The following is a 24,310-nucleotide window of genomic DNA, read 5'->3' as shown; positions in this document are numbered from 1 at the left end:
AGTGCTCACGACCGTGCCCCACACCCGGCGTGTGCTCTCGCGGTCCGTCCGCACCTTCTCTTCGCGCCTGGGAGTCGACGCGCATGCGTGGAACCGGTCCACAGTCCTGGCAGCTGGACCGCCGAGCCGCCGGTGACCGAGCCACCCGTACCAGAGCACGCCGGCTCGGCCGACGGCTTGCCAGCCGGGGCGGCACGCTCCTGCTGACGGCGGTCATGGTGGTGACGGTCCTGCCCGCGCAGGCATGGGCGATACCCGGCCCGGGAATGAGTCGCGAAGCGATCGAGGTCGACCTGCCGGACATCCCGGACGCCGAACGGGTCGGCCAGGACGAGTCAGCCGAATCCGACCTGACCACCGCCGACGAGGTACCGGTGGTGCCGTACGAACCGCAGGCCGTCACCCCGTGGGAGTCCGGCGACGGCACCGTGGACCTCACCGGTGTGGCCGCTGGTGAGACGCTGCCGGTCGACGACCTGCCGGTCGCGCTCGGCGTACCGTCCGATGGCGACCCGGCCGATCTCGCCGGCAGCTGGGCTGTCGGCCTCGCCGCCCCCGAGGCGTCCCAGGCCGCCGGCGTCGCCGGCCTGATCATGAAGATCACCCCGCCGGCCACCGCCGACCCGGCCGCCGAGGTCGCGCTGACCGTCGACTACACCACCTTCGCCGACCTGTACGGGCCGCAGGCCGCCGACCGGTTCGGCTTCCTGCTGCTGCCCGAATGCGTCTACGACGCCCCGGACAGTGGCGACTGCGCCACCGCCGACGGCAGCACCGGCCGCAGCGCCGGACCACAGGCCGGCGGTGCCGGCATCACCGGGACCGGCGAGTTCACCCCGGCACCGAGCCAGGTCTCGGTGGCGTCGACCCGGCGCGTGGTCCGCGGCACCGTCCCGGTCAGCGCGCTGCTGGCGGGCGAGCCCGCAGCAGGCCGGGCCACCACGTCCGCCACGTCGTCGAGTGTGGTCGGCGTACTGGACACCGGCGCGTCAGCGGCCGGCGACTACACCGCCACCCCGCTGCTCTCCTCCGGCTCCTGGGCGGCCGGTTCCTCCTCCGGCGCGTTCACCTACGGCTACCAGGTGCAGGTGCCGGAGACCTCCGGCGGGCTGATGCCGCAGGTCAACCTGTCGTACTCGTCGCAGTCGGTGGACGGGCGGACCTCGGCCACCAACAACCAGGCCTCCTGGATCGGCGACGGCTGGGACTACGCCGCCGGGTCGATCACCCGCAGCTACGCCAACTGCCGGCAGGACTCGAAGAAGGCCGGCTCCAACAACGCCAGCCACCGCACCGGTGACCTGTGCTGGGGGTCGAACAACGCCACCCTGTCGCTGGGTGGGATGACCACCGAACTTGTCCTCGACGACGACGAGCAAACCTGGATCACCGCCAACGGCGACGGCTCCAAGGTGCAGCTACTCAAGGACTCCGGGCTGGCCAACGGCGACGCCGACGGCGAGTACTGGGTGGTCACCACCCGCGACGGCACCCGGCACTGGTTCGGTCGGCACCGGCTGCCCGGCTGGTCGTCCGGCGACCCGGTGACCAACTCGGTGCTCACCGCCCCCGTCTACGGCAACCACCCGGGTGAACCCTGCTACCAGGTCGGCAACTGGGCCGGGTCGGCCTGCACCCAGGCGTGGCGCTGGTCCCTCGACTACGTCGAGGACGTCCACGGCAACGCGATGAGCCTGTGGTGGGCGAAGGAGATCAACTACTACGCCCGCAACTTCAACTTCAAGGACCCGGTCCGCTACGACCGGGGCGGCTACCTGACCCGGATCGACTACGGCCAGCGCGCCGACAGCGTCTACTCGGCCGCGCCGCTGGCCGGGGTCTCCTTCACCGTCGCCGAACGCTGCTTCGCTGAAGGCTCGCTGACCTGCACCGAAGCCAACTTCACCAGCACCGACCCGAGCAACTACCGGATCTGGTACGACACCCCGGCCGACCTGCACTGCACCGCTGGGCAGAAGTGCTGGAACGCCTCCCCGGCGTTCTTCACCCGCAAACGACTGGACCGGATCACCACCTCAGCGCAGCGGCAGCCCGGCTCCACCGCACTGCAGACCGTCGACGAATACCGGCTCAAGCAGTCCTTCCCGATCCTGCGGACCGGGCTCAACACGGCACTGTGGCTGGAGTCGGTCACCCGCACCGGCTACGGCCGTAGCGGGAACCCCGACGACAAAATCGCCCTCAACGCGGTGCGGTTCGAAGCCAACCCCGACGACATGCCCAACCGGGTACGCCGCGACGACCGGCCCAACTTCTCCCGGCTGCGCATCGGCCGGGTCATCAACGAGTACGGCGGCGAAACGATCGTCACGTACAAGCAGCCGACCGGGGCCTGCGACACCGGCACCGGCCTGCCCGGCAAGAACGACACCGCCGCGTTGAAGGCCAACACCCGGCTCTGCTATCCGTCCTACTGGCACCCCGACCCGGCAGTCGAGGACATCGACTGGTTCCACAAGTACGTCGTCGACACCGTCGAGGAACTGCCCGCCGTCGACGGTGCCTACCCCACCGTCACCCGGTACTCCTACGCCGACGCCGGCTGGAAACTCACCGAGCAGGAGTTCACCAAGAAGTCCACCCGCACCTACTCGCGGTTCGCCGGCTTCGGCCAGGTCACCGTGATCACCGGCGACGACGACCCGGCCATCGGCAGCCGCCGGAGCAAGTCCGTCACCCGGTACTTCCGCGGCCTGGGCGACACCGTCGACGTCCACGACATCGACGGCGTGTTGATCGCCTCCGACGCCGAGCCGTTCGCCGGCCGGATCGCCGAGGAACTCACCTACACCAGCGCCGACGACGCCGACGCGGCGTGGCTGACCCGCAGCATTACCGTGCCGGCCGCCACCGAACTCGCCCGGCGGGACCGCGACGACGGGCTCAGCCCGCTACGCGCCTGGCGGGTCACCGAACCCCGGCAGATCACGTACACCCGATCCTCCGGGACCGGCGACGACACCCGCACCCAACGGGTCGTCGAAGCCCGCACCACCTACGAGACGATGTACGGGCTGCCCACGCACGTCGAGTCCCGAGGCGACACCGGCCGCCCCGGCGACGAGTCCTGCACGTACGTCGACTACCTGCACCGGGCCGACCAGCACGTCATCGGGATGACCCGCCAGCTGCGGACCAGCCCGACGCTGTGCGCGGACGCCGACTTCGACGACCTGACCACACTCAGCTCGGCCAGCCGGGTCGGCTACGACGGCCAGCCGTACGGCACCGCCCTCGCCGCGTCGACCCGGGCCCTGGTCACCGGCTCCTGGTCGTTGAAGGCCGACGGGTCCGGTTTCCAGAGCGACGGCACCGTCGCCTTCGACGCGATCGGCCGGGTGGTGTCCCGCACCGATCCGGACGGTAGGACCTCGACGACCACCTTTGAACCGGCCACCGGGCAGGCCTACGAGGTCGTCGAACGCAACTCGCTCGGCCACGAACAGACCGTCGAGGTCGACCCGGGTCGCGGTGTCGCCGTACGCAGCACCGACCCGAACGGGCACGTCAGCCAGTCGACGTACGACCCGCTCGGTCGCCTCGTCGAAGTCTGGGCGCCCGGACGGACCCCGACCGCCGGCGCGGTCCCGGACTTCAGCGCCGAATACCACCTGCCGGCCGGCAAACCGCCGTACGTGGTCACTCGCAGCCGCGGCCACGAGAACCGGGTCGAAACCGCCGTCACCCTCTACGACGGGCTCGGCCGGGAACGGCAGAGCCAGCAGGAAGCCGTCGGCGGCGGCCGGCTGATCAGCGACACGCTCTACAACACCTCCGGTGAGGTGTGGCAGACCAACAACGCCTACTACGCCGAGGGTGCACCGAGCGGCGGGCTGTTCACCCCGCTCGCCGACACCGCCGTGCCGAACGCCACCCGCTACACCTACGACGGTCTCGGCCGGGTCGTCACCGAGATGCCGGTGCTGCGCGGCACGGAAGCACCGGAGCGGGCAACCCGCTACGAGTACGGCACCGACCACTCCACCGTGATCAACCCGGCTGGCTCGCCGTCGTACCGGACCTACTCGGACGCCATCGGCCGCACCGTCCGGGTCGACACGTTCACCGACGCCGCGCGCACCGAGTTCACCACCATGCGGTACGGCTACCACCCGCGCGGCCAGCTGGCGTCGGCCACCCACTCCGCCGACCCGGACCGCCCGTGGACCTGGAGCTACGACCAGCGCGGCCGGCTCGTCACCGCCAACGACCCGGACTCCGGCAGCACGACGCTGACGTACGACCACCGGGACCGGCCGCTGACCTCGACGAACGCGCGTGGCGTGACGGTGTGGAACGGTTACGACGAGCTGTCCCGGCCGACGCAGCAGCGGCTCGACGGGCCGGGCGGGACGTTGCTGGCCGAGTACGGCTACGACACCGCGCCGGGTGGCATCGGGCTGCCGGCGGCCGCGACCCGCTACACCGACGGGTTGGCGTACACGCAGCAGGTCGGTGGTTACACCGACGACTACCAGCCGACGTCGACGACGTTGACGTTGCCGCAGTCGGTCGCCGACATGTGGGGTCTGGCGGAGTCCTACACGTACGGCTACGCGTACACCGACACCGGGCTGCCGGCGTCGGTCGACCTGCCGGCGGTCGGTCGGATGCCGGCCGAGCAGGTGCTGGTCCGGTACACGGCCGACGGGTTGCCGCTGTCGGTGTCCGGGCAGGACTGGTACGGCGCGGAGACGGTCTACTCGCCGTACGGGCAGGTGCTCCGGTCGACGTTGGGCGCGCAGCCGCACCGGGTGTGGACGACGGCGTCGTACGACGACGCCAGTGGCGCGTTGACCGATCAGCGGGTGTTCCGGGAGCAGACCGGTGATCAGGCGATCGTCGGCGGGAACCTGGTGTCGCACCGGTCGTACGGCTACGACGCGGCCGGTAACGTCACCGCGATCCGGGAGCACGCGGCCGGCATTCAGGAACGGCAGTGTTTCGGCTACGACCCGCTGGGCCAGCTGACCGGGGCGTGGACGGCTGCCGACCAGACCTCGTGCGCGGTGGCGCCGGCTGCCGCGTCGGTGGCGGCGGGTCCGGACGGGGCCGGCTACTGGCAGGAGTACTCCTATGACCTGCTCGGTAACCGGTCGGAGCTGGTGGAGAAGGACCTCGGTGGTGACACCGGGAAGGACGCGACGACGACGTACGGCTACGGCGGCGCGGACGGGTCGCAGCCGCGGACGTTGACGTCGGTCCGTAAGGAGTATGTGACGCCGGCGGGTGCGCAGGTGACGGCCGAGGCCGAGCGGTTGTACGAGGCAACCGGTGAGACGCGGTCTGTGCAGTCGGTGCCTTCCGGTGACGTGCAGGAGCTGACCTGGACCTACGACGGTCAGGTGGAGCGGATCGCCGGTCAGGGCGGTGGTGGCGGGACCGCCTATGTGGGTGTGGTGGGTAAGTGTCTGGACCTGCAGGCGGGGTTCGCGGTTGCCGGTCAGCAGGTGCAGTTGTACGAGTGCAACGGCACGACGGCGCAGCGGTGGTCGTTCACGGTGGTGGACGGGCAGCCGGATGCCGATCTGGGCACGTTGCGGGTGTACGACGACTGGTGTGTCCAGCCGGACGGGGACACGGCCGGGTCGGCTGTCCAGTTGCGTGCGTGTGACGGCACCGCGGCGCAGCGGTTGACCCGTACGGTGGTCGGGCAGTTGCGGCACACCGGGTCCGGTCTGTGTCTGGCGGTCGATGGTGGTGCGACCGTGAACTCGACGCCGGTCGTGTTGGCCGTGTGTGATGCTGCCGCGACCGGTCAGGTGTGGTCGGCGCAGGACGAGACCCGGCACGTCTACGGTCCGGACGGGGCGCGGTTGCTGACCGTGCAGGACCGGCGGGCGACGCTGCACCTGGCCGACGCGGTGGTCACGGTGGCGGCTGGTGGGGTGAACGTCAACAGTCAGCGTAGCTACGCGGTGCCGGGTGGCGGCATGCTGCGGTACGCCTACGGGTCGGCGTCGGTCCAGTTGGCGGCGGTCGCGGCCGATCATCAGGGCAGCCCGTACGCGGAGGTCGGTTCGACCCTGGCGGGGATGCCGGTACGGATCCTGAAACGGGATCCGTTCGGTAACCCCCGCGCGGTCGACGTGCTGGCCACGAATCTGAAGACCCGGGCCGGGTTCCTGGGCGCGGTCCCGGATGAGGCGTCCGGCTACACCCCGTTGGGGGCCCGCCTGTACGACCCGGTGGTGGGCCGGTTCCTGTCCGCCGACCCGGTCCTCGATGTGGCGGACCCGTTGCAGTCCAACGGGTACGCGTACGCGCACAACAACCCGGTCACCCACGCCGACCCGTCGGGTCTGTCGATCAGCCTGACCGCGTCGGAGCGGGCGGCGGCGTTGGCCGGGGCGGGTCTGTCCACCGCGCAGGTCGCCCAGGCCCGGTCGGCCGCGGGCCGGTCCATGACGTCGGTCATCCTGTCGGTGGCCTGGGACGTGTTGAAGGAGTTCATCGGCCTCAACGCCGCGCTGGGCTGCTTCGGCGGCGACGTGTGGTCCTGTGTCGATCTGGTCACCGAGTTCGTGCCCGCCTTCAAACTGTTCAAAGCGTTCGGCCGGATCGTCAAGGCCGTCGAACGCACCTTCTCCGCGATCAGGGCCTGGCAGAAAGCGAAAACGGCAGCCCAGGCGGTGCTGCGGGCGGCCCGCGCCGCCGAGACCGTCGCGTTGAACGCGAAGAAGGCGGCCGCTGAGCGGGCGAAACGCGCCGCCCAGGCCCTCGCGAAGAAAGCCGCAGACAAGGCCAACACCACCAGCAACAAAGCTGTCAACGCGTCGAAGAAGACCGGCAACCCCGTCCAAAAACAGGCCCAGGCCAAAACCAACCCCAAAGCCTCCACCAGCAGCGGAGGCGGCGGCCGGACCAGCGCAGGAGGCGGGAGCGGCAAGGCGAGCTCCAAACCCGGCGGCAACACCGGCGCCAGCACCCGCTCCAACGGCGGCACCAGCGGCGGAGGAGACAAACCCGCCGACAGTTGCCCGCTGAACAACAGCTTCACCCCCGGCACCAAGGTCCTGATGGCCGACGGCACCACCACGCCGATCGAGGACGTCAAGCCCGGTGACAAGGTCATCGCCACCGACCCCGAAACCGGCACCACCAGCGTCGAGACCGTCACCGCCACCATCACCGGCGACGGCGTCAAACACCTGGTGAAGATCACCATCGACACCGACGGCCAGCACGGCCCGGAGACCGCCCAGGTCACCGCCACCGACGGACACCCCTTCTGGGTCCCCGAACTCGACCAGTGGACCGACGCCACCGACCTCCAACCCGGCCAATGGCTCCACACCAGCACCGGCACCTGGATACAAATCACCGCAATCCACCGCAGGACCGTCCCGCGAGCCGTCGTCCACAACCTCACCATCAGCCACGTCCACACGTACCATGTACTCGCCGGTGATACGCCGGTCCTCACGCACAATTGCGGCGACGAGGGTCCTCCAGAAGACGAAAGCGAGTGGTTCTTCCGCGGGGTAGACGAAAACCATCGTTCATACAATGCGCAGCACGGTGGCACGGTGACGCCGATGGGTGGTCACAGTGACCCAGTTCTTCACAACGACAACAATACGGAAAGTATCTACACCTCATGGACCTCCAGTAGGACAACGGCCGAGAGGCATGCGAGGAACCTTTCGGGTAGGGGTGTTGTTTTGATGGTGCGCCGCGGAACAACGGGTCCCATCATTGATATGGCATTTATGGGGATGGATAAGTGGGGGGAGAGTGAAGTGCTTATTCAGGGTGTCGTGAAGGTTCAGAAGCACTATCACGTACGTTAAGAAGTAGGGGGTGCAATCCATGGATGAGGAGCGCGTAGTCGATGAAGTGTTGGCTGATGCCCTTCGTGAGATGGCAGGATTGTCCGGAATGCAGGTCGAGGTCGCCCCCCTGATCGGGCAGCGGATTCGATTCGCGATAGTCCGCGCATCTCATGTTGTTAACACTTACCGCACCAGGGGTGAAATCGCTGTCGAGCAAGGTAAGAAACTGTATGGGTTCGAGGGATTTTTGGATACCTTGCAGGGGGCGGTCGGGTGGGTGGCAATTGGGTCCTTGAGGAACGATTCAATAACTCATGTACTGCTCATGGATCATGAAAAGTGGGTTCTGATAGCCTGGGTGGCAATCGCGAACGAGCATCCGTCCGCTCGTGGGTGACGACGGGATAAACCCGGGTCTCGGAGCCACTGACCTCAATGATTCTGTCCGAGCGAGCTTCTGATCGCGGACTGTGTCAGTTGGTCCGGTCGTGTTCGATGTGGAGGACGACGAGGCCGGCCGCGACGATTTGACTGATGCGCCAGGGGTTGAGGCTGACGTTGCGGGGCGCTTTGAAGGTGGTCTTCAGAGGGCAGTTCGGAAGATTACGTCCTTTTCTGGGCGAGAGTGAATACTCCGGGTTTGTCTTCGGTGAGGACCTGGCGGTTGGCCATGCGTTTGAGCTTCGCTCGGGTGCCTTCGACCTGTTTCGGTGAGGGCTCGACGCCGAGCGCGAGGCATAGGATTTAGATTTACGAGGCCTGGCGTTGACCCCAGATTTCGATCCGCCCTGCAGGAGCGCTTCGCTCGATTGCGCCAAGAGCATCCGGGGCTAGATTTGCGGTTGGAGATCGCCGAGTGAGCTACTACTTTACAATCTCAGGTGACGATGTCTGGGATCCTGCTCTGCAGACTGGGCTGCTCTATGTTGCCTTGACGGAAAAGGTGGCATCGATGCTAGGTGTCGACAGTGGACTAAAGCCTGCCGAGAACGACACTTGCGAGGTCGACTCGATAGCGTTTTCTCGATTCATCGGCTCCCTCTCGGAGTTTTACTGGGCCAGCCGGCACCCCGTTCGCAAGGAACTGATTGAAGGTCTCCTTTTGACCTCTCTGGTCATCGCGGAGCGCGGATCCATCGCGATTCCTGAAACCTTGAAGGAGAATTCAGTTCTACGGGAGAAGATCGGTGAAATATCTAAGTCGATGTAAGACAAATGGACTACACCCGGTAGTGACCTCAAGCCTACAGATTCCTGGGGTGTCTGGTAATTGTTGAGTGCGGCACCAAGCATCGTGAGTGATGGCTCGGTTGCCAGGGGTGAAGCGTAGGCGGTTGATCATGGTTGCGGTGCGTCAGGTAAGGCCGGGATGAGCGACCTGCCTGCCGGTCGCCGACGCAACATCGGCCGACTGCTGGGCGATGATCCACTCGTGTGCAGGCGACATCGGTGCGGAGACGAGCAGGGTCAGGTAGATCCGTCGGCGCATGCTGCCTGCCGACTCGGCAACCATCATCGGCCGTGACTGACGCAGTTGGTGCGCTCGCGGCGGCCCGTGTGGAGAGTCGCCACGAGCAGGGGGAGCCAGGGGTTACGGGCGGGTGCCGTCGGACTTGAGGGTGGTGGTGAAGGTGGTCCAGGCGGCGGGGTCGAAGGTCAGCGTCCCGGCGGCGGGGGCTTTGGAGTCGCGTACGTCGATCTGGGTGCCCCGGTCGCGGACCTCGACGCACTGGCCGTTGCTGCCGGACCGGCTCGACGTGCGCCAGGTGTTACGTTCCATGCTCGCTCCCTCGTCTGATGGCTGCTGGCCTACTCACGTGCGATGAGGTCTTTGGCGTCGTTGCAGAATCGGCGGACGGAGGGGGTGCGTCGGTAGGGGCCGAGTGCGCCGACGAGGTTGCGGACGTGCTTGATGCACCTGGCGGAGGTGACCTGCCCGGTGAGGGTCTGGACGGCCTGGTCACCGAGGGCGAGTGCCTTGTCCAGCTCGGGTTGGTCCTGCCGGACGTAGGTGGTGGCGAGCAGGGCGTTGCGCAGCGCGCCTTCGCGGCTGTACTCGTCGTCCTGGAGTCGTAGCGCGGCTCGGAGGTGTTCGCGGGCGCGGATCCAGTCTTCGAATTTGACGTAGCAGTAGCCGGCCTGGGCGTGGGCCTGGGCTTCGTTGATCCAGTACGCCCAGTCGGGGTCGCCGTGTTCCGGACGTTCGTCGGTGAGCCGGTCGAAGGCGCTGTCGAGCGCACGGCGGGTGTCGGTGACGGCGTGGTTGTTGGCGTACGCCTCGGCGGCGCGCAGGTCCAGGATCGTGCCGACTGCTCAGGCTGCCAGCCGCCTCGGTCAACAAGCGCGTGATCCCGTCCCCGCTGACTGCCACCGCATCGACCCTTCATCCGTAGTGGTCGCTCTCACGCACGGTAGCGGACCTGGTGTCCGGCAGGCTGCCCTGACACTGATCCGCACCGATACGCACCACGCGCACCCCCTCCTGTCACCACCCGACTGGGGTCAACTGGGCACATCGGATTTTGGCGGTGACCCGAATCCGATTCCGGTGAAACGGGCCAGCGGGTCGGAGCGTTGCCGCGCTCCGACCCGCCGGCCTCGCCAGAGGGTAAGAGTGCTCGTGATCGCCAAACTGCTACCGATTGTCTTCGCCGGCCTGATGCCCGGCTTCCTCCTAGGCCTGTTCGCGATCCGCATCAAGTCCCGGTGGTGCCCCCGCTGCGGCGCGACCACCGAGGAGATCCACCGGAGCATGCACCGATGACCGCGCCCGGCCGCCACCGCATCGCCGACCAGCCCATCGGCCGGCGGATCGCCCAACTCCGCGCCCGACGCGGACTCACCCAACAGGTCTTCGCGAACCGGATCGGCAAACCCCACTCGTGGGTTGACAAGGTCGAACGCGGCATCCGCTGCGGGTGTACCACCCCTCTACCTCCGCCGCAGGCACCGCCGTACAGGTTCTTTCGGACACGGCTTATCCGGGCGTCAAGGGACTCGGCTGACCGTCGCCGCGTCGTCGATGTCCACTGCAGTTCCGCCGGTGGTCAGCCGTGCTGGACGAAGGCGATCTTTTCGTAGACGTGGACGGCCCGTACGGGTAGGGCGGGCCGTCCGTGCCACCCCGCCCAGTGCCGTCGGTTCACATCGTCGCAGAGGCTCTGGACGAGTCCGACGGATGTGCCTTGGTCTCCGGGCGGGCCGCCGCCGTACTCGTCGAGGTAGGCCGTCGACATGTCCTCGATGATGTAGAAGCCCGACGGTCGCACGTGGTCGACGAAGAGTGCGTCGAACGATGCCCGGATGTGCGCGTTGACGTGGCTACCGTCGTCGATGACGACGTCGAATGGCCCGTACCGGCGCCCGAGCTCCCGCAGGTAGGTCTGGTCGGACTGGTCGCCGCGGTGAACGTGGATTCGCGGCTCGTCGATCTGCTTCTCGGCGATGTCGAGGCCGTGGATCTGGCCACGCTGGAAGTAGTCCCGCCAGGTGCGCAGCGACGAACCTCCCCAGGTGGTTGAGTCGTAGCCGCCGATGCCGATTTCGAGCAGGTTGATCGGGCGGTCGCGGAGGTCGCCGAGATGCCGCTCGTACAGCGCGGCGTAGCCGTGTCCGCGACCCTTGTCGGTGTCGTAGACCCTGGCCAGCAGGGTCAGGTTGCGGCGCACGACAGGTGCCACGAGCCGTTGGACGCGGATGATCCGCTGGTCACCGATGGCGTGCCGGATTCTCGCCCGAGTACTGAGCATAGACAGGACTATAGGCGGTTTTGCCCAATTATGCGGGGCAGTCAGGCAAGAGACCGGATCGACCGCAGTGATCCACTCAGTGGTCGGGTCGACAGTTCCACCCGCAAGGGCTCCCGTCGGGCGCCACGAATGTCGTTGCCCGACCGACACTGAACATGCAACTTTCTCGACCGTCAGGTCAGGGTGCCCATCTCCAGAACCGCCTTCGGGCTGCGAAGTCCGGGTGAGCCAGCACGGCTTGTTAGTGGGAAGTAGTCGGAGGCAGCGGCCCAGCGGGGGAGGTGGCTCATCGGGCGAGGTGCCAGGGCGGCAGAGGCAGGGAGCAGAGCCACAGAGGTGAAGGGCAGGACGGCAGGGCGGTGCAGAGAGGTTAGCGCGCTCATCGCCACGCAAACCCTTGCCCGCTCATTTGCACCAACCATTCACGACGATCGAGCGGCACTTCGGGCACCGCACTCCCCCACACCCTGCCAGCACATTTTACGAAACTCGATTACTGATTCACCGTCGAGAGATCACGTTCAACCCGAACCGTCGCCCCGGCCGCCCTTTTCCGCAGATCAGCAGTGGCCCACCCAGTTGCCGATGAATTGTTATCCAGGTAGCTACGGCGACCTGCGGCACAGACCTCCGCCGGGCGCCCTTGGGCGTCGCCGCCGCAGGTCAGGGCCCTACCCCCGGGATAACCGGAGGTTCCTCGTCATACCTCGCATCTCGGGCCGGCGAGCGCGGTGTGCGCTTTGCCGCACCGCCAGCACACATACCTGATTCGGTGGCGATACCGTCGACAATGGAACAGCTGGAATGGCAGCACCGCCCCCAGACACCCCGTGCGAGATGCCCGAAACATCCCGTACGGGGATGTTTTTCGTTCGTGGCAGACCGTCGGGTATGGTCGGGTGCAAACCCCCACCACAGACCTGGTTTGACTTGCCCACCGACCGTCCGACGACTCGATTTCGGTCGATGAACACCTGCCGTGTGCGTCGATTGGGACCAGCGTCACGACATTCGTTGGAATGGAGATCGTGTCCGCAATCGTCGTGAAATCGTTGTACAAAATTTTCGGCAAACGTGCTGACAAGGCGCTCGAGCGCCTCAAGACCAGCCAACCCGATGCTCCGGCGAACCTGGGCGGCGCCACCGCAGCCGTCGTCGACGCCAACTTCGAGGTCCGGCCCGGCGAGATCTTCGTCGTGATGGGGCTCTCCGGGTCCGGGAAGTCCACCCTGATCCGGATGCTGAACGGCCTGCTCACCCCGACCGGCGGCTCGGTCGAGGTCGACGGCGTCGACCTGACCAAGCTCAAGCCGGCCGCGCTGCGCAAGCTGCGCCGCGAGAAGATCAGCATGGTCTTCCAGCACTTCGCGCTGCTGCCGCACCGCTCGGTGCTGGAGAACGCCGGCTACGCGCTGGAGGCGGCCGGGCTGCCCCGCGCCGAACGGCGGGAGCGGGCGATGGAGGCACTGCGCCTGGTCGGTCTGGACCGCTGGGCGGACAAACTGCCCCAGGAGCTGTCCGGCGGGATGCGCCAGCGGGTCGGCCTGGCCCGGGCGTTGGCGGCCGGCACCGACATCATGCTGATGGACGAGGCGTTCTCCGCCCTCGACCCGCTGATCCGCCGCGAGGTGCAGGACCAGTTGCTGGACCTGCAGGCTCAGCTCGGCAAGACGATCGTCTTCATCACCCACGACCTCAATGAGGCGATGCGCCTCGGTGACCGGATCGCCGTGATGCGCTCCGGCCGGATCGTCCAGCTCGGCACCGCCGAGGAGATCCTCACCGACCCGTCGAACGACTACGTCGCACAGTTCGTGGCGGACGTCGACCGTACCCGCATCCTCACCGCCTCATCGGTGATGGAGCGACCGCTCGGCGTCGTCGACGTCAACTCCGGTCCCCGGGTCGCCGCCCGGATCCTCCGGGAGACCCAGACCTCCGCGATCTATGTCACAGGCAAGAACAAGCAGTTCCTCGGTACGGTCTCCGACGACGTCATCGACCAGGCGGTCCGCGACGGCCGGCGGAACCTGCAGGACGTGGTGACCACCGACCACGTCCGGGTCGCCGGGGAAGACACCCCGGTCGCCGAGTTGTTCACCCCCTGTGCGGAAAGTTCGCACCCGCTCGCCGTGACCGACGCCACTGGCCGGCTCGCCGGCGTGATCCCCCGGATCACCCTGCTCACCGCGCTCGGCAGCATCGGCAGCGACGCCGGCAACGGGACCAGCGACGGGACCAGCGACGACGCCGAGCCGACCAGTTCCAGCGAGGTGGGCACCATCACCGCGACAGTCCCCGATCAGGCAACCCCGGCTGATGCAGTGCTGAGCCCGGAGGGAGACCGTTCATGAACGCCGCTGACGGCATTGACAGCATCCTCCCGTACGTCCGGATCGGCGCGGCGTTCGAGTTCGTCGTCGACTGGACGACCGAGTACCTGGGTGCGCTCTTCGACGGGATCTCGACGTTCGTCGAGTCGCTGGTGGATCCCCTGGTCGACGTGCTGCTCGCACCGCCGGCGATCGTCGTGGTGCTGATCTTCGCGGCGCTCGGCTGGTGGCTGCGCGGGTGGAAGTTCGGCATCGGCACCGCCGTCGGGCTCGGCATCGTCGCCGGCATGCCCTACTGGGAAGAGACCATGAGTACGCTGGCGTTGGTGCTGGTGGCGAGTGCTCTGTCGCTGGCGATAGCGGTCCCGCTCGGGATCCTGATCGCGGAGAACCAGCGGGCCGCGGCGGTGACCCGTCCGGTGCTCGACCTGATGCAGACGTTGCCGGCGTTCGTCTACCTGATCCCGGCGATCTTCTACTTCGGCATTGGCGCCGTCCCCGGGGTGATCGCTACGGTGGTGTTCAGTATGCCGCCGGGGGTCCGGCTGACCCAGTTGGGCCTGCGACAGATCGACCGCGAGGTGATCGAGGCCGGCGAGGCGTTCGGCGCGTCGCCCTGGGCGGTCCTGCTCCGTACCAAGCTGCCGCTCGCCCTGCCGACCATCATGCAGGGGGTCAACCAGGTGATCATGCTGGCGTTGTCGATGGTCGTCATCGCCGGGATGGTCGGGGCCGGCGGCCTCGGCGAAGTGATCAACACCGCACTCGCCCGGCTCCAGGTCGGCCAGGGCTTCGAAGGCGGCATGGCCGTGGTGATCCTGGCGGTGGTGCTCGACCGGCTGACCGACTCGATCGGGGCCCGTACCCGGTCGGCGAAGGCCCAGCGGGCGCTGCAGGAAGCCTGACCCGCAAGTCCGACCGGACCGGCCCGACCCGAGACCGAACCAGAGCTAAACCGTATCCGAACCGAGATCCCGCAGGGAGGGTCACCGGTGCCGGCGCCCTGCCTCGCTGCCGCGAGTACGCCGGTGTAGGGCAACACGATGGAAGGACGACAACGAATGTTCCGCAACAACCCGCTACGCCGCGCCACGGTGGCGGCCACCGCCGCACTGGCCCTGGGGCTCGCCGCCTGCGGCAGCGACGCCGACAGCGACACCGGCAGCGACAACGGTTCCGACGCCGTCGACAAGAGCATCACCATCGGCTACATGGCCTGGGACGAGGCGATTGCCGCTTCCTACCTGTGGCAGAACATCCTTGAGGCCGAGGGGTACGAGGTCGAGCTGACCAACGTTGAAGCCGGCGTGGTCTACTCCGGTCTGGCCTCCGGTGACATCGACCTGTTCCTGGACGGCTGGTTGCCGCAGACGCACGCCTCCTACATGGAGGAGTACAGCGACGACCTGGAGACGATCGGGGTCTGGTACGACAACGCCAGCCTGAGCATCGCCGTCCCCGCCTATGTGGACGGGGTCGACTCGCTGGCAGACCTGGCCGACAACGCCGAACTGTTCAACAACGAGATCATCGGCATCGAGCCGGGTGCCGGTCTGACCGCCGCCACCCAGGACAACGTCATGCCGACCTACGGGCTGGACGACTACGAGCTGCGGACCTCGTCCACCCCGGCGATGCTCGCCGCGCTGCAGAGCGCGATCGGCGACGAGGAGCCGATCGTGGTGACCCTGTGGCACCCGCACTGGGCCTACTCGAACTACGAGCTGAAGGACCTGGCCGACCCGGAGGGCACCCTGGGTACCGCCGAGGAGATCACCACGCTGGCCCGGACCGGGTTCAGCGCGGACTTCCCCGAGGTGACCGCGATGCTGGAGAAGTTCCAGATGGACGACCAGCAGCTCGGTTCGCTGGAGGACCTGATGTTCAACGTGCACGAGGGTGACGAGCCGGCCGCCGTCGAGGCGTGGCTGTCGGAGAACCCGGACTACCTCTCCACCCTGGGTGTCTCCTGACCCGCAGCGACTGACCGAAACACCACGGACCGGGGTGTCCGGGCTGGCCTGACGGCCGGTCCGGGCACCCCGGTCCCGTCTGTCGTGAGCCCTGCAGCAGCCTCCGGCGGCCCGGCAGCGGCCCTGCTCGGCGGAGAAGTTCTTGCTTCTGATACGCATTGCGCAGTAGATTTTCCTGCATGACGCGATGATGTCTGGAATTTTTGCCACCCTTCACCGGGGTGCCGTCCTGCCGAAAGGAGTTCTTCCGTGGCCGCACGCTTCCGGGTCACCTACGCGACCCTGTCCGCTGACAACGAGGACCTGCACACGGCGTACGAGGACGGCGCGGACCGGGCTCGGGCCTGGCTGGGTCAGCGCCTGACTCCGGTGGTCGACGGCACCGTCCGGCCCGGGGTCGACCCGGCCGAGCTGGTCAGCCCCGGCGACGTGACGCTCAAGCTGGCCACCGTCACCGCCGCCACCGACCAGGACGTCGACGCGGCCGTCACGGCCGCTCACGCCGCAGCGCCCGGCTGGGCCGCGACACCGTGGCCGGACCGGGTCGCGGTGCTGCGCCGGGCGGCTGACCTGATCAGCGACCGCTCCAACGAGTACGCCGCGCTGATGAGCATGGAGGTCGGCAAGAACCGGCTGGAGGCGCTCGGCGACGTCGAGGAGTCGGCGGACCTGATCCGCTACTACTGCGACATGTATGACAAGCACCACGGTTTCGACCAGCCGATGGCGACCATCGCCGCGAACGAGTCCACCCGCAGCGTGCTCAAGCCGTACGGGGTCTGGGCCGTGATCAGCCCGTTCAACTTCCCGATGGCGTTGACCGCCGGGCCGGCCGGCGCGGCACTGGTCGCCGGCAACACCCTCGTCCTCAAGCCCAGCCTGCAGGGCACCTTCTCGGCCTGGAAGTTCTTCGAGTGCCTGGTCGACGCCGGGCTGCCGACCGGGGTCGCGCACTTCCTCCCCGGCGGCGACGACCCGGGCCGGACGCTGGTGGCGCACCCCGGCGTCGGCGGCCTCACCTTCACCGGATCGTACAAGACCGGCATGTCGATCATCCGGGCGTTCACCGGCGCCTACCCGAGGCCCGTCGTCTGCGAGATGGGCGGCAAGAACGCCGCGATCGTCTCGGCCCGGGCCGACCTGGACCGGGCGGTCTCCGGCGTCGCCCGCTCCGCGTTCGGCTTCTCCGGCCAGAAATGTTCGGCCTGCTCCCGGGTGTACGTGGCGCGCGAACTCCACGACGAGTTCGTCACCCGGCTCGCCGAACGGGCCGAGTCGCTGGTCGTCGGCGACCCGCTGGCCCGCGACACGTACCTCGGTCCGGTCATCGACGCCGCCGCCGTACGCCGCTACGGCGAGGCCGTCGCGCACGCCGCGACCATCGGCCGGGTGGTCACCGGCGGCCAGGTGCTCGCCGGGGTCGACGGCCGCCCCGACGGCTACTACCTGGCGCCGGCCGTCGTCGCCGACGTACCGCCCGACGACGACCTGTTCCAGCGCGAGCTGTTCGTGCCGTTCGTGGCGGTCAGCCCGGTCGACTCGGTCGACGAGGGCCTGGACCGGGCCAACAGCGTGCCGCTGGGCCTGACCGCCGGGTTCTTCTCCACCGACCAGGGCGAGATCGACCACTTCCTCGACCGGATCGAAGCCGGCGTCGTCTACGTCAACCGGCCGGCCGGCGCCACCACCGGTGCCTGGCCCGGGGTGCAGCCGTTCGGCGGCTGGAAGGGCTCCGGCAGCACCGGCAAGGCCGGTGGCGGACCGTACTACCTCCAGCAGTTCCTCCGCGAGCAGTCGCAGACGGTGGTGGCCTGATGACGACGATCCCCGACTGGTTCGACCCGGACCGCCCGCAACCGCACCTGGTCACCGAACTGCCCGGACCGCAGGCCCGCGAAGTGCTGGCCCGCGACCAAGCGGTGACCAGCCCGTCGCTGCCCCGCGCCTACGCGATCGCGCCCCGGCGCGGCCACGGTACCGTCGTCGAGGACGTCGACGGCAACCTGTTCCTCGACTTCAACGCCGGGATCGCGGTCACCTCCACCGGCCACTGCCACCCGAGCGTCGTCGAAGCGGTGCAGCAGCAGGCCGCGACCCTGCTGCACTACTCGGCCAGCGACTTCTACCTGCCGCTGTACGGCCAGATGTGCCAGGCGCTGGCCGAGACCGCACCGATGGACGGGCCGGTACGGGTCTTCCTGACCAACTCCGGGGCCGAGGCCGTCGAGGGCGCGCTGAAGCTGTCCCGGTACGCCACCGGCCGGCAGTACGTGATCAGCTTCTACGGATCGTTCCACGGCCGCACCTACGGGGCGATGACGCTGACCGGGTCGAAGTCCAAGTACCACAAGGGATTCGGCCCGCTGCTGCCCGGCGTGCTGCACGCGCCCTACGCACCAGCCTCGCTGGACTTCATCGAGGAGGTGCTGTTCGAGCACCAGGTGGATCCGAGCGAGGTCGCGGCGATCTTCGTCGAACCGATCCAGGGTGAGGGTGGCTTCATCGTGCCGCCGGCCGGCTGGCTCGCCCGGCTGCGGCGGATCTGCGACCGGCACGGGATCCTGCTCGTCGCCGACGAAGTGCAGTGCGGCATGGGCCGCACCGGCCGGATGTGGGCGATCGAGCACACCGGCGTACAGCCGGACATCCTGATCAGCGCGAAAGGCATCGCCTCCGGCCTGCCACTGGGCGCGTTCCTGGCCCGGTCCGAGCTGATGGAGGCCTGGGGTCCGGGCGCGCACGGCTCCACCTACGGCGGCAGCCCGGTGCCGTGCGCCGCCGGCCTCGCCACCCTGCGGGTCATCCAGGAGGAGGGCCTGCTCGACAACGCCACCGAGCAGGGTGAGTTCCTGCTCGCCGGGCTGCGCGAACTGCAGCAGGCGTACCCGCAGCTACTCGTCGACGTGCGCGGGGTCGGCTTGATGATCGGCGTCGAGTTCCCCACCGGCGAGATCGCCGGCCAGGTACAGCAGGCGGCGTTCAGTCGCGGCCTGCTGGTGCTGGAGGCCGGCGTCAACGCGGTACGGATGTCGCCGCCCCTGGTGATCACCCGGGCCCAGGCGCAGACCGGTCTGCGGCTGTTCGGCGCCGCCGTCGCCGAGGTTGCCGCCGACATGCAGGCCGCCGGCAACGGAAAGGTCGCCGGCAACGGAAAGGCCCCAGCCGGCGGGGAGATCGCAGCCGGCGGGGCCGTCGCCGTACCGGGATGAGCCACGTCTTCGGCCGGGTGTCCGACGACGCGCCACGGATCGCCTCGGCGTTCGGCGCGCAGCTGTGGGACACCACCGGCAAGCGCTACCTCGACGCGGCCGCCGGGGCGATCGTCGTCGGCATCGGCCACGGCGTCACCGAGGTGGTCCGGGCGCAGGCCGAGCAGGCCGGCGCGGTCGCGTACGCGCACGGCTCGATGTTCCGCGCCGACGTGCTGGAGGAGTACGCCGCCGAGCTCGCGGCCGTACTGCCGATGGACGATCCGTTGGTCTTCCCGGTCTCCGGCGGCAGCGAGGCGGTAGAGACCGCGCTGAAGATGGCCCGCGCCTACCACCTGGCCCGGGGCGAGGACCGGCACCTCGTCGTCGGCCGGGTCGGCTCCTACCACGGCAACTCCCGGGGCGCGTTGGACGTCTCCGGCCGGGCCGGGCTGCGTGCGCCGTACCTGCCGTGGCTGGGGCAGGCGGTGCACACCTCGACCCCGTACGAGTACCGCTGCCCGTTCCCGGACACCCATCCGGTCGGCTGCGGGGCGCGGCACGCGGCGGCGCTGGCGCAGCTGTGCCGGGCCCGGCCGGTCGCGGCGTTCATCGCCGAGCCGATCGCCGGGGCCGGGCTGGGTGCCTGCGTCCCGCCGGACGACTACTTGCCGGCCGTCGCCGAGGTCTGCCGCCGGTACGGAGTGCTGCTCATCGCCGACGAGGTGATGACCGGCTTTGGCCGCACCGGCACCTGGTTCGGCGTCGACCACTGGGGCGTACGCCCGGACATCCTGGTCGCGGCGAAGGGGGCCAGTTCGGGCTACTGGCCGCTGGGCTTGGCCGTCGCCGCCGGCCCGGTGCACGACACGATCGCGCGCACCGGTTTCACCCACGGGTTCACCTACTCGCACCACCTGGTCGGGGCGGCCACCGGCCGGGCGGTGCTGCGGGTGCTGCGGGAGCGTGACCTCGTCACGGCCGGCCGGCGGGCCGGCGAGTCGCTGCGCCGGGCCCTGCGCCGGGAACTGGCCGACTCGCCGTACGTCGGGGACGTCCGCGGTCGCGGCCTGCTGGTCGGCGTCGAACTGGTCGCCGACCGGCAGACCGCGCGGCCGTACGCCCGTACCGCCCGGGTCGCCGAACGGGTCGTCGCCGCCGCCCGGCACGCCGGTCTGCTGCTCTACAGCGGTACCGGCTGCGCCGACGGCGTCAACGGTGACGTGATCCTGCTCGGCCCGCCGCTGGTCGTCTCCGCCGACGAGGTCGAGGAGATCGCGGTCGGCACGGCGGCGGCGATCCGCACCGTGACGGAGCGGGCCGAGGCGGGGTAGCCGACCTTCGCGGAACAGCCGGCCCCGCCGGCCCGGGCCGGTACGCGGGTCAGAAGTCGTCGTCGAAGGTCACCGAGCCGGTCACCCCGACCTGGTACGCCGACACCCGCCGCTCGAAGAAGTTGGACAGCTCCTGCACGTCCTGCAGCTCCATGAAGGCGAACGGGTTCTTCGACCCGTACATCGGCTCGATGCCGAGCACCGCGAGCCGCCGGTCGGCGACGTGCTGCAGATACTCCCGCATGTCGGCCAATGACATCCCGGACACGCCCTGGTCGAGCAGGTCCGCGGCGAACTGCACCTCGCACTCCACCGCCTCGGCCAGCATCTGCCTGACCTGCTCCTCCATCTCGGCGTCGAACAGCTCCGGCTCCTCGGCGCGGACCGTGTCCACCACGTCGAAGGCGAACGCCATGTGCATCGACTCGTCGCGGAACACCCAGTTGGTGCCCGAGGCGAGGCCGTGCAGCAGCCCCCGGGACCGCAGGAAGTACACGTACGCGAATGCGCCGTAGAAGAACAGCCCTTCGATGCAGGCGGCGAAGCAGATCAGGTTCAGCAGGAAGGCCCGCCGGTCGGCGCGGGTACGCAGCTCCCGCAACTCGAAGATCGAGTCGATCCACCTGAAGCAGAACTCGGCCTTGCGGGCGATCGACGGGATGTTCTCCACCGCCGCGAACGCCGCGAACCGCTCCCGCTCGTCCGGCACGTAGGTGTCCAGCAGGTTCAGGTAGAACTGGACGTGCACCGCCTCCTCGAACAGTTGCCGGGACAGGTAGAGCCGTCCTTCCGGGGAGTTGACGTGCTGGTAGAGGTTGAGCACCAGGTTGTTCGCGACAATGGTGTCGCCGGTGGCGAAGAACGCGACGAGCCGAGACACCAGGTGCTGCTCGGCCGGCGACAGTCTGGCCAGGTCCGGCAGGTCGGAGTGCAGGTCGACCTCCTCCACCGTCCAGGTGTTCTTGATCGCGTCCCGGAACCGGTCGAAGAACTGCGGGTACCGCATCGGCCGCAGGGTCAGGTCCATACCGGGGTCGAGCAGCAGCTGCCGCCGACCCGCTCCGGTCGTGGCGTCGCTGGCGGCGGCGGTCGCGGTTGCGCTGCTGGTTCCGGAGACGGTGGTCACTGGCAGGCCTCACAGGTTTCGGGGTTTTCCAGGGAGCAGGCCAGCGCTTCGTCGTCGCTGGTCGCGACGACCGGCCTGACGGTCGGCGAGGCGGTCGGCCCGGCGGTCGGCGCAATGCCGACGGTGGCCTGCTGGATCCGGGTCGCCGGGCGCGACCGCAGGTAGTAGGTGGTTTTCAGCCCGGACTTCCAGGCATACAGGTACATCGAGGACAGCTTGCCGATGGTCGGTGCGCTGAGGAACAGGTTCAGCGACTGCGACTGGTCGACGTACGGGGCGCGGGCGGCGGCCAGGTCGATCAGCGCCCGCTGCGGCAGCTCCCATGCGGTACGGAACAGCTCCCGCACGTCGGCGGGCAGGTCCGCGATGCCCTGCACCGACCCCTCGGCCCGCTTGATCTGCTCCCGGACCGGTGCCGTCCACAGCCCGCGCGCCTTCAACTCGCCGACCAGGTAGGTGTTGATCTGCAGGAACTCCCCGGACATGGTTTCGCGCTTGAACAGGTTGGACACCTGCGGCTCGATGCACTCGTAGCAGCCGGCGATCGAGGCGATCGTCGCGGTCGGCGCGATCGCGACCAGCAGCGAGTTCCGCAGGCCGTGTGCGGCGATCGTCGACCGGAGTCGGGCCCACCGTTCGGGCTGGCCGACCTCGGCACCCCACAGGTCCGGGTGCAGCTCGCCCCGGGCGGCCCGGGTCTCGGCGTACGCCGGATGCGGGCCGAACCGTTCGGCGAGCCCGGCGGAGGTCTCCAGCGCGGTCAGGAAGATCTCCTCCTGGACGCGGGTGGACAGCTCCCGGGCCGGCGCCGAGTCGAACGGCAGCCGCAGCGTGAAGAACGCGTCCTGCAGGCCCATCAACCCCAGCCCGACCGGCCGCCAGCGCGGGTTCGACGCCGCCGCCTGCGCCGCCGGGTAGTAGTTGATGTCGATCACCCGGTCGAGAAACACCACGGCGGTACGGACCGTGGCGCGCAGCTTGTCCCAGTCGACGCCGTCGGCGGTGACGTGCGCGCCGAGGTTGATCGACCCGAGGTTGCACACGGCGGTCTCGGTGTCGCTGTTGACCTCGAGGATCTCGGTGCACAGATTGGACAGGTGGATCGTGTTGCCCGGCTCGCCGGTCTGGTTGGACAGCCGGTTCGCGGCGTCCTTGAACGTCATCCACCCGTTGCCGGTCTGCGCCAGGGTGCGCATCATCCGCCCGTACAGGTCGCGGGCCTTGACCGTCCGGACCGCTTTCTTCTCCGCCGCGCGGTACGCCTCGTCGAACGCCTCGCCGTACAGGTCGGGTAGCTCGGGTGCGTCGGACGGGTCGATCAGCGACCAGTCGGCGTCCGCCTCGACCCGCCGCATGAACTCGTCCGGGATCCAGTTGGCCAGGTTGAGGTTGTGGGTGCGCCGGGCGTCCTCGCCGGTGTTGTCCCGCAGCTCCAGGAACTCCTCGACGTCCGGGTGCCACGGCTCCAGGTAGACGCAGGCGGCGCCCTTGCGGCGGCCGCCCTGGTTGACCGCCGCGACCCCGGCGTCGAGGGTCTTGAGGAACGGCACGATGCCGTTCGACCTGCCGTTGGTGCCCCGGATCAGCGCGCCCCGGCCACGGATCCGCGACCAGGAGATGCCGATCCCGCCGGAGAACTTCGACAGCTTCGCCACCTGGTGGTAACGCTCGTAGATCGAGTCGAGCTCGTCGCGCGGCGAGTCGACCAGGAAGCACGACGACATCTGGGTGTGCCGGGTGCCCGAGTTGAACAACGTCGGTGAGCTGGGCAGATAGGCCAGGCTGGAGATCAGCCGGTAGAAGTCGACCGCCTCGGCCGGCGTCTGGGACAGCCCGCACGCCACCCGCAGCAGCCAGTACTGGGGCGTCTCCACCACCAGCCGGGTCTGCGGATGCCGCAGCAGGTAGCGGTCGGCCACCGTACGCAGCCCGAAGTACTCGAAGCGCAGGTCGCCGTCGACGTCGACGGCGTCGTCGAGTTTGCGGGCGTTGCGGGCGACGAAGGCCGCGGTGTCGTCGCCGATCAGCCCGAGGCCGTGGGCGTAGCGGATGGACTGGCTGAAGCTGGCCACCTGCTGGCCGCGGACCTCCTTGTCCACGTAGGCGGCGAGCAGCCGGGCCGCCAGCTTCGAGTACTGCGGCTCCTCGCCGATCAGCTCTGCCGCCGTCTGAATGGACAGCTTGTCCAGCTCGGCGGTTGTCGCCCCGTCGTACAGTCCGCTGATCGTCCGGGTCGCCACCCGCAGCGGGTCGACCTCGTCCAGGTCGGCGACCCAGTGTTCGACCGCCTTGACGATCTTGTTGACGTCCACCGGTTCGGTGTCGCCGTTGCGCTTGCGTACCTGCATCGGTTCCCCTTGTCGTGCCTGTCCACCGGTCGACGGACACGCGGGGAGGACGCCACCGGTCACTCACCTGACGGTCTGCTCCGCCGGGTGTCGACCGGTCGTCGGCGTCGGCCGTCCCGCGCGGCCTTCGACCACCGCACGCGACGCGTGCGGCACGCTGGCAGGTCTTCGGACTCGTGGGCGTCGTGCTCGTGCCTATTGGCCGTCGCTTCCCGGACCCGCCACGGGCCCAGTGCTCGGTGACGGCGGTCGTTCCCACTCACCGCTGCGGGGCAGTCCCGGACTCACACCGGGTTCCCTCTTGCCTCGACCACCGCCGAGGGGCGGCCGAACCAGCTGCGGGGTACACCATATATGGGAGCAAGCTAGAAGACGCAACACCAGATACTGTGTTCGGCGTGTCGCGGCGTCGGGTCGCACCGGGTACGCGGAGGAGGAACCGTCGGGTGAGAAGCGTGCTATG

At 68.7% G+C, this 24,310-nt stretch carries 16 protein-coding genes, 1 pseudogene and 1 riboswitch; of the genes and pseudogenes, 12 read left to right on the top strand and 5 right to left on the bottom strand.

Annotated features, from left to right (window positions below):
- Window positions 1–83 precede the first annotated feature (83 nt).
- Both O7543_RS24940 and O7543_RS24935 read left to right on the top strand, forming a co-directional pair.
- Window positions 84–7,814: a ricin-type beta-trefoil lectin domain protein gene (locus O7543_RS24940; protein ID WP_281551648.1), complete on the top strand. Its 7,731-nt coding sequence runs from the start codon at window positions 84–86 to the stop codon at window positions 7,812–7,814.
- A 19-nt stretch (window positions 7,815–7,833) separates the two neighbouring features.
- Window positions 7,834–8,193 carry a hypothetical protein gene (locus O7543_RS24935; protein ID WP_281551649.1) on the top strand — a complete coding sequence of 120 codons (360 nt, stop codon included), beginning with the start codon at window positions 7,834–7,836 and terminating at the stop codon, window positions 8,191–8,193.
- 76 nt (window positions 8,194–8,269) lie between these two features.
- Here the strand turns inward: O7543_RS24935 and O7543_RS24930 are convergent.
- Window positions 8,270–8,383, bottom strand: a pseudogene (locus O7543_RS24930) (IS5/IS1182 family transposase); the annotation flags it as partial.
- 269 nt (window positions 8,384–8,652) lie between these two features.
- Between O7543_RS24930 and O7543_RS24925 the strand changes: the two are divergent.
- A complete protein-coding gene (locus O7543_RS24925) occupies window positions 8,653–9,006 on the top strand; it encodes a DUF6086 family protein (protein WP_281551650.1) in 354 nt (117 codons plus the stop codon).
- A gap of 381 nt (window positions 9,007–9,387) precedes the next feature.
- Here O7543_RS24925 and O7543_RS24920 read toward each other — a convergent pair whose 3' ends face one another.
- Entirely contained in the window at window positions 9,388–9,576 is a 189-nt protein-coding gene (locus O7543_RS24920) for a DUF397 domain-containing protein (protein ID WP_281551651.1), read from the bottom strand.
- A gap of 125 nt (window positions 9,577–9,701) precedes the next feature.
- Here O7543_RS24920 and O7543_RS24915 point away from each other — a divergent pair, with 125 nt between their 5' ends.
- The 3 genes from O7543_RS24915 (at window position 9,702) to O7543_RS24905 (ending at window position 10,877) form a co-directional block, all read left to right on the top strand.
- On the top strand, window positions 9,702–9,872 hold the full coding sequence (locus O7543_RS24915) for a hypothetical protein (RefSeq protein WP_281551652.1): 171 nt from the start codon (window positions 9,702–9,704) through the stop codon (window positions 9,870–9,872).
- Window positions 9,873–10,416: 544 nt separating this feature from the next.
- Window positions 10,417–10,560 carry a hypothetical protein gene (locus O7543_RS24910; RefSeq protein ID WP_281551653.1) on the top strand — a complete coding sequence of 48 codons (144 nt, stop codon included), beginning with the start codon at window positions 10,417–10,419 and terminating at the stop codon, window positions 10,558–10,560.
- Complete coding sequence (locus O7543_RS24905) at window positions 10,557–10,877, top strand: helix-turn-helix domain-containing protein (protein WP_281551654.1); 321 nt, start codon at window positions 10,557–10,559, stop codon at window positions 10,875–10,877. The genes O7543_RS24910 and O7543_RS24905 overlap by 4 nt, the downstream gene beginning before the upstream one ends.
- Here the strand turns inward: O7543_RS24905 and O7543_RS24900 are convergent.
- The gene (locus O7543_RS24900; protein ID WP_281551655.1) at window positions 10,844–11,545 is read right to left on the bottom strand and encodes a hypothetical protein; all 702 of its coding nucleotides are present in this window, start codon (window positions 11,543–11,545) and stop codon (window positions 10,844–10,846) included. The two genes, O7543_RS24905 and O7543_RS24900, sit on opposite strands and share 34 nt — an antisense overlap.
- Window positions 11,546–12,564: 1,019 nt before the next feature.
- Between O7543_RS24900 and O7543_RS24895 the strand changes: the two genes are divergently transcribed.
- The 6 genes from O7543_RS24895 (at window position 12,565) to O7543_RS24870 (ending at window position 20,373) form a co-directional block, all read left to right on the top strand.
- Window positions 12,565–13,899 (top strand): glycine betaine/L-proline ABC transporter ATP-binding protein, encoded by a 1,335-nt coding sequence (locus O7543_RS24895; RefSeq protein WP_281551656.1) that lies wholly within the window; start codon window positions 12,565–12,567, stop codon window positions 13,897–13,899.
- Window positions 13,896–14,783, top strand: coding sequence for a proline/glycine betaine ABC transporter permease (locus tag O7543_RS24890; RefSeq protein ID WP_281551657.1), 888 nt, complete (start codon window positions 13,896–13,898; stop codon window positions 14,781–14,783). The genes O7543_RS24895 and O7543_RS24890 overlap by 4 nt, the downstream gene beginning before the upstream one ends.
- A 156-nt stretch (window positions 14,784–14,939) precedes the next feature.
- Window positions 14,940–15,851 (top strand): glycine betaine ABC transporter substrate-binding protein, encoded by a 912-nt coding sequence (locus O7543_RS24885; protein ID WP_281551658.1) that lies wholly within the window; start codon window positions 14,940–14,942, stop codon window positions 15,849–15,851.
- Window positions 15,852–16,100: 249 nt separating this feature from the next.
- Entirely contained in the window at window positions 16,101–17,666 is a 1,566-nt protein-coding gene (locus O7543_RS24880) for an aldehyde dehydrogenase family protein (RefSeq protein WP_281551659.1), read from the top strand.
- The gene (locus O7543_RS24875; RefSeq protein WP_281551660.1) at window positions 17,666–19,060 is read left to right on the top strand and encodes an aminotransferase class III-fold pyridoxal phosphate-dependent enzyme; all 1,395 of its coding nucleotides are present in this window, start codon (window positions 17,666–17,668) and stop codon (window positions 19,058–19,060) included. The genes O7543_RS24880 and O7543_RS24875 overlap by 1 nt, the downstream gene beginning before the upstream one ends.
- Window positions 19,057–20,373: an aminotransferase class III-fold pyridoxal phosphate-dependent enzyme gene (locus O7543_RS24870; protein WP_281551661.1), complete on the top strand. Its 1,317-nt coding sequence runs from the start codon at window positions 19,057–19,059 to the stop codon at window positions 20,371–20,373. The genes O7543_RS24875 and O7543_RS24870 overlap by 4 nt, the downstream gene beginning before the upstream one ends.
- A gap of 49 nt (window positions 20,374–20,422) precedes the next feature.
- On the opposite strand, the gene O7543_RS24865 is transcribed toward O7543_RS24870, so the two are convergent.
- Window positions 20,423–21,499 carry a ribonucleotide-diphosphate reductase subunit beta gene (locus tag O7543_RS24865; RefSeq protein ID WP_281551662.1) on the bottom strand — a complete coding sequence of 359 codons (1,077 nt, stop codon included), beginning with the start codon at window positions 21,497–21,499 and terminating at the stop codon, window positions 20,423–20,425.
- Window positions 21,496–23,847, bottom strand: a complete 2,352-nt coding sequence (locus O7543_RS24860) for a ribonucleoside-diphosphate reductase subunit alpha (RefSeq protein WP_281551663.1) — start codon at window positions 23,845–23,847, stop codon at window positions 21,496–21,498. Before O7543_RS24860 ends, O7543_RS24865 begins: the two co-directional genes overlap by 4 nt.
- Window positions 23,848–23,988: 141 nt before the next feature.
- Window positions 23,989–24,199, bottom strand: a riboswitch (cobalamin riboswitch).
- Window positions 24,200–24,310: the final 111 nt, after the last annotated feature.

Source organism: Solwaraspora sp. WMMA2080, assembly GCF_027497395.1.
GTDB lineage: Bacteria > Actinomycetota > Actinomycetes > Mycobacteriales > Micromonosporaceae > Micromonospora_E.
This window is presented reverse-complemented; position numbering and strand designations above follow the sequence as displayed.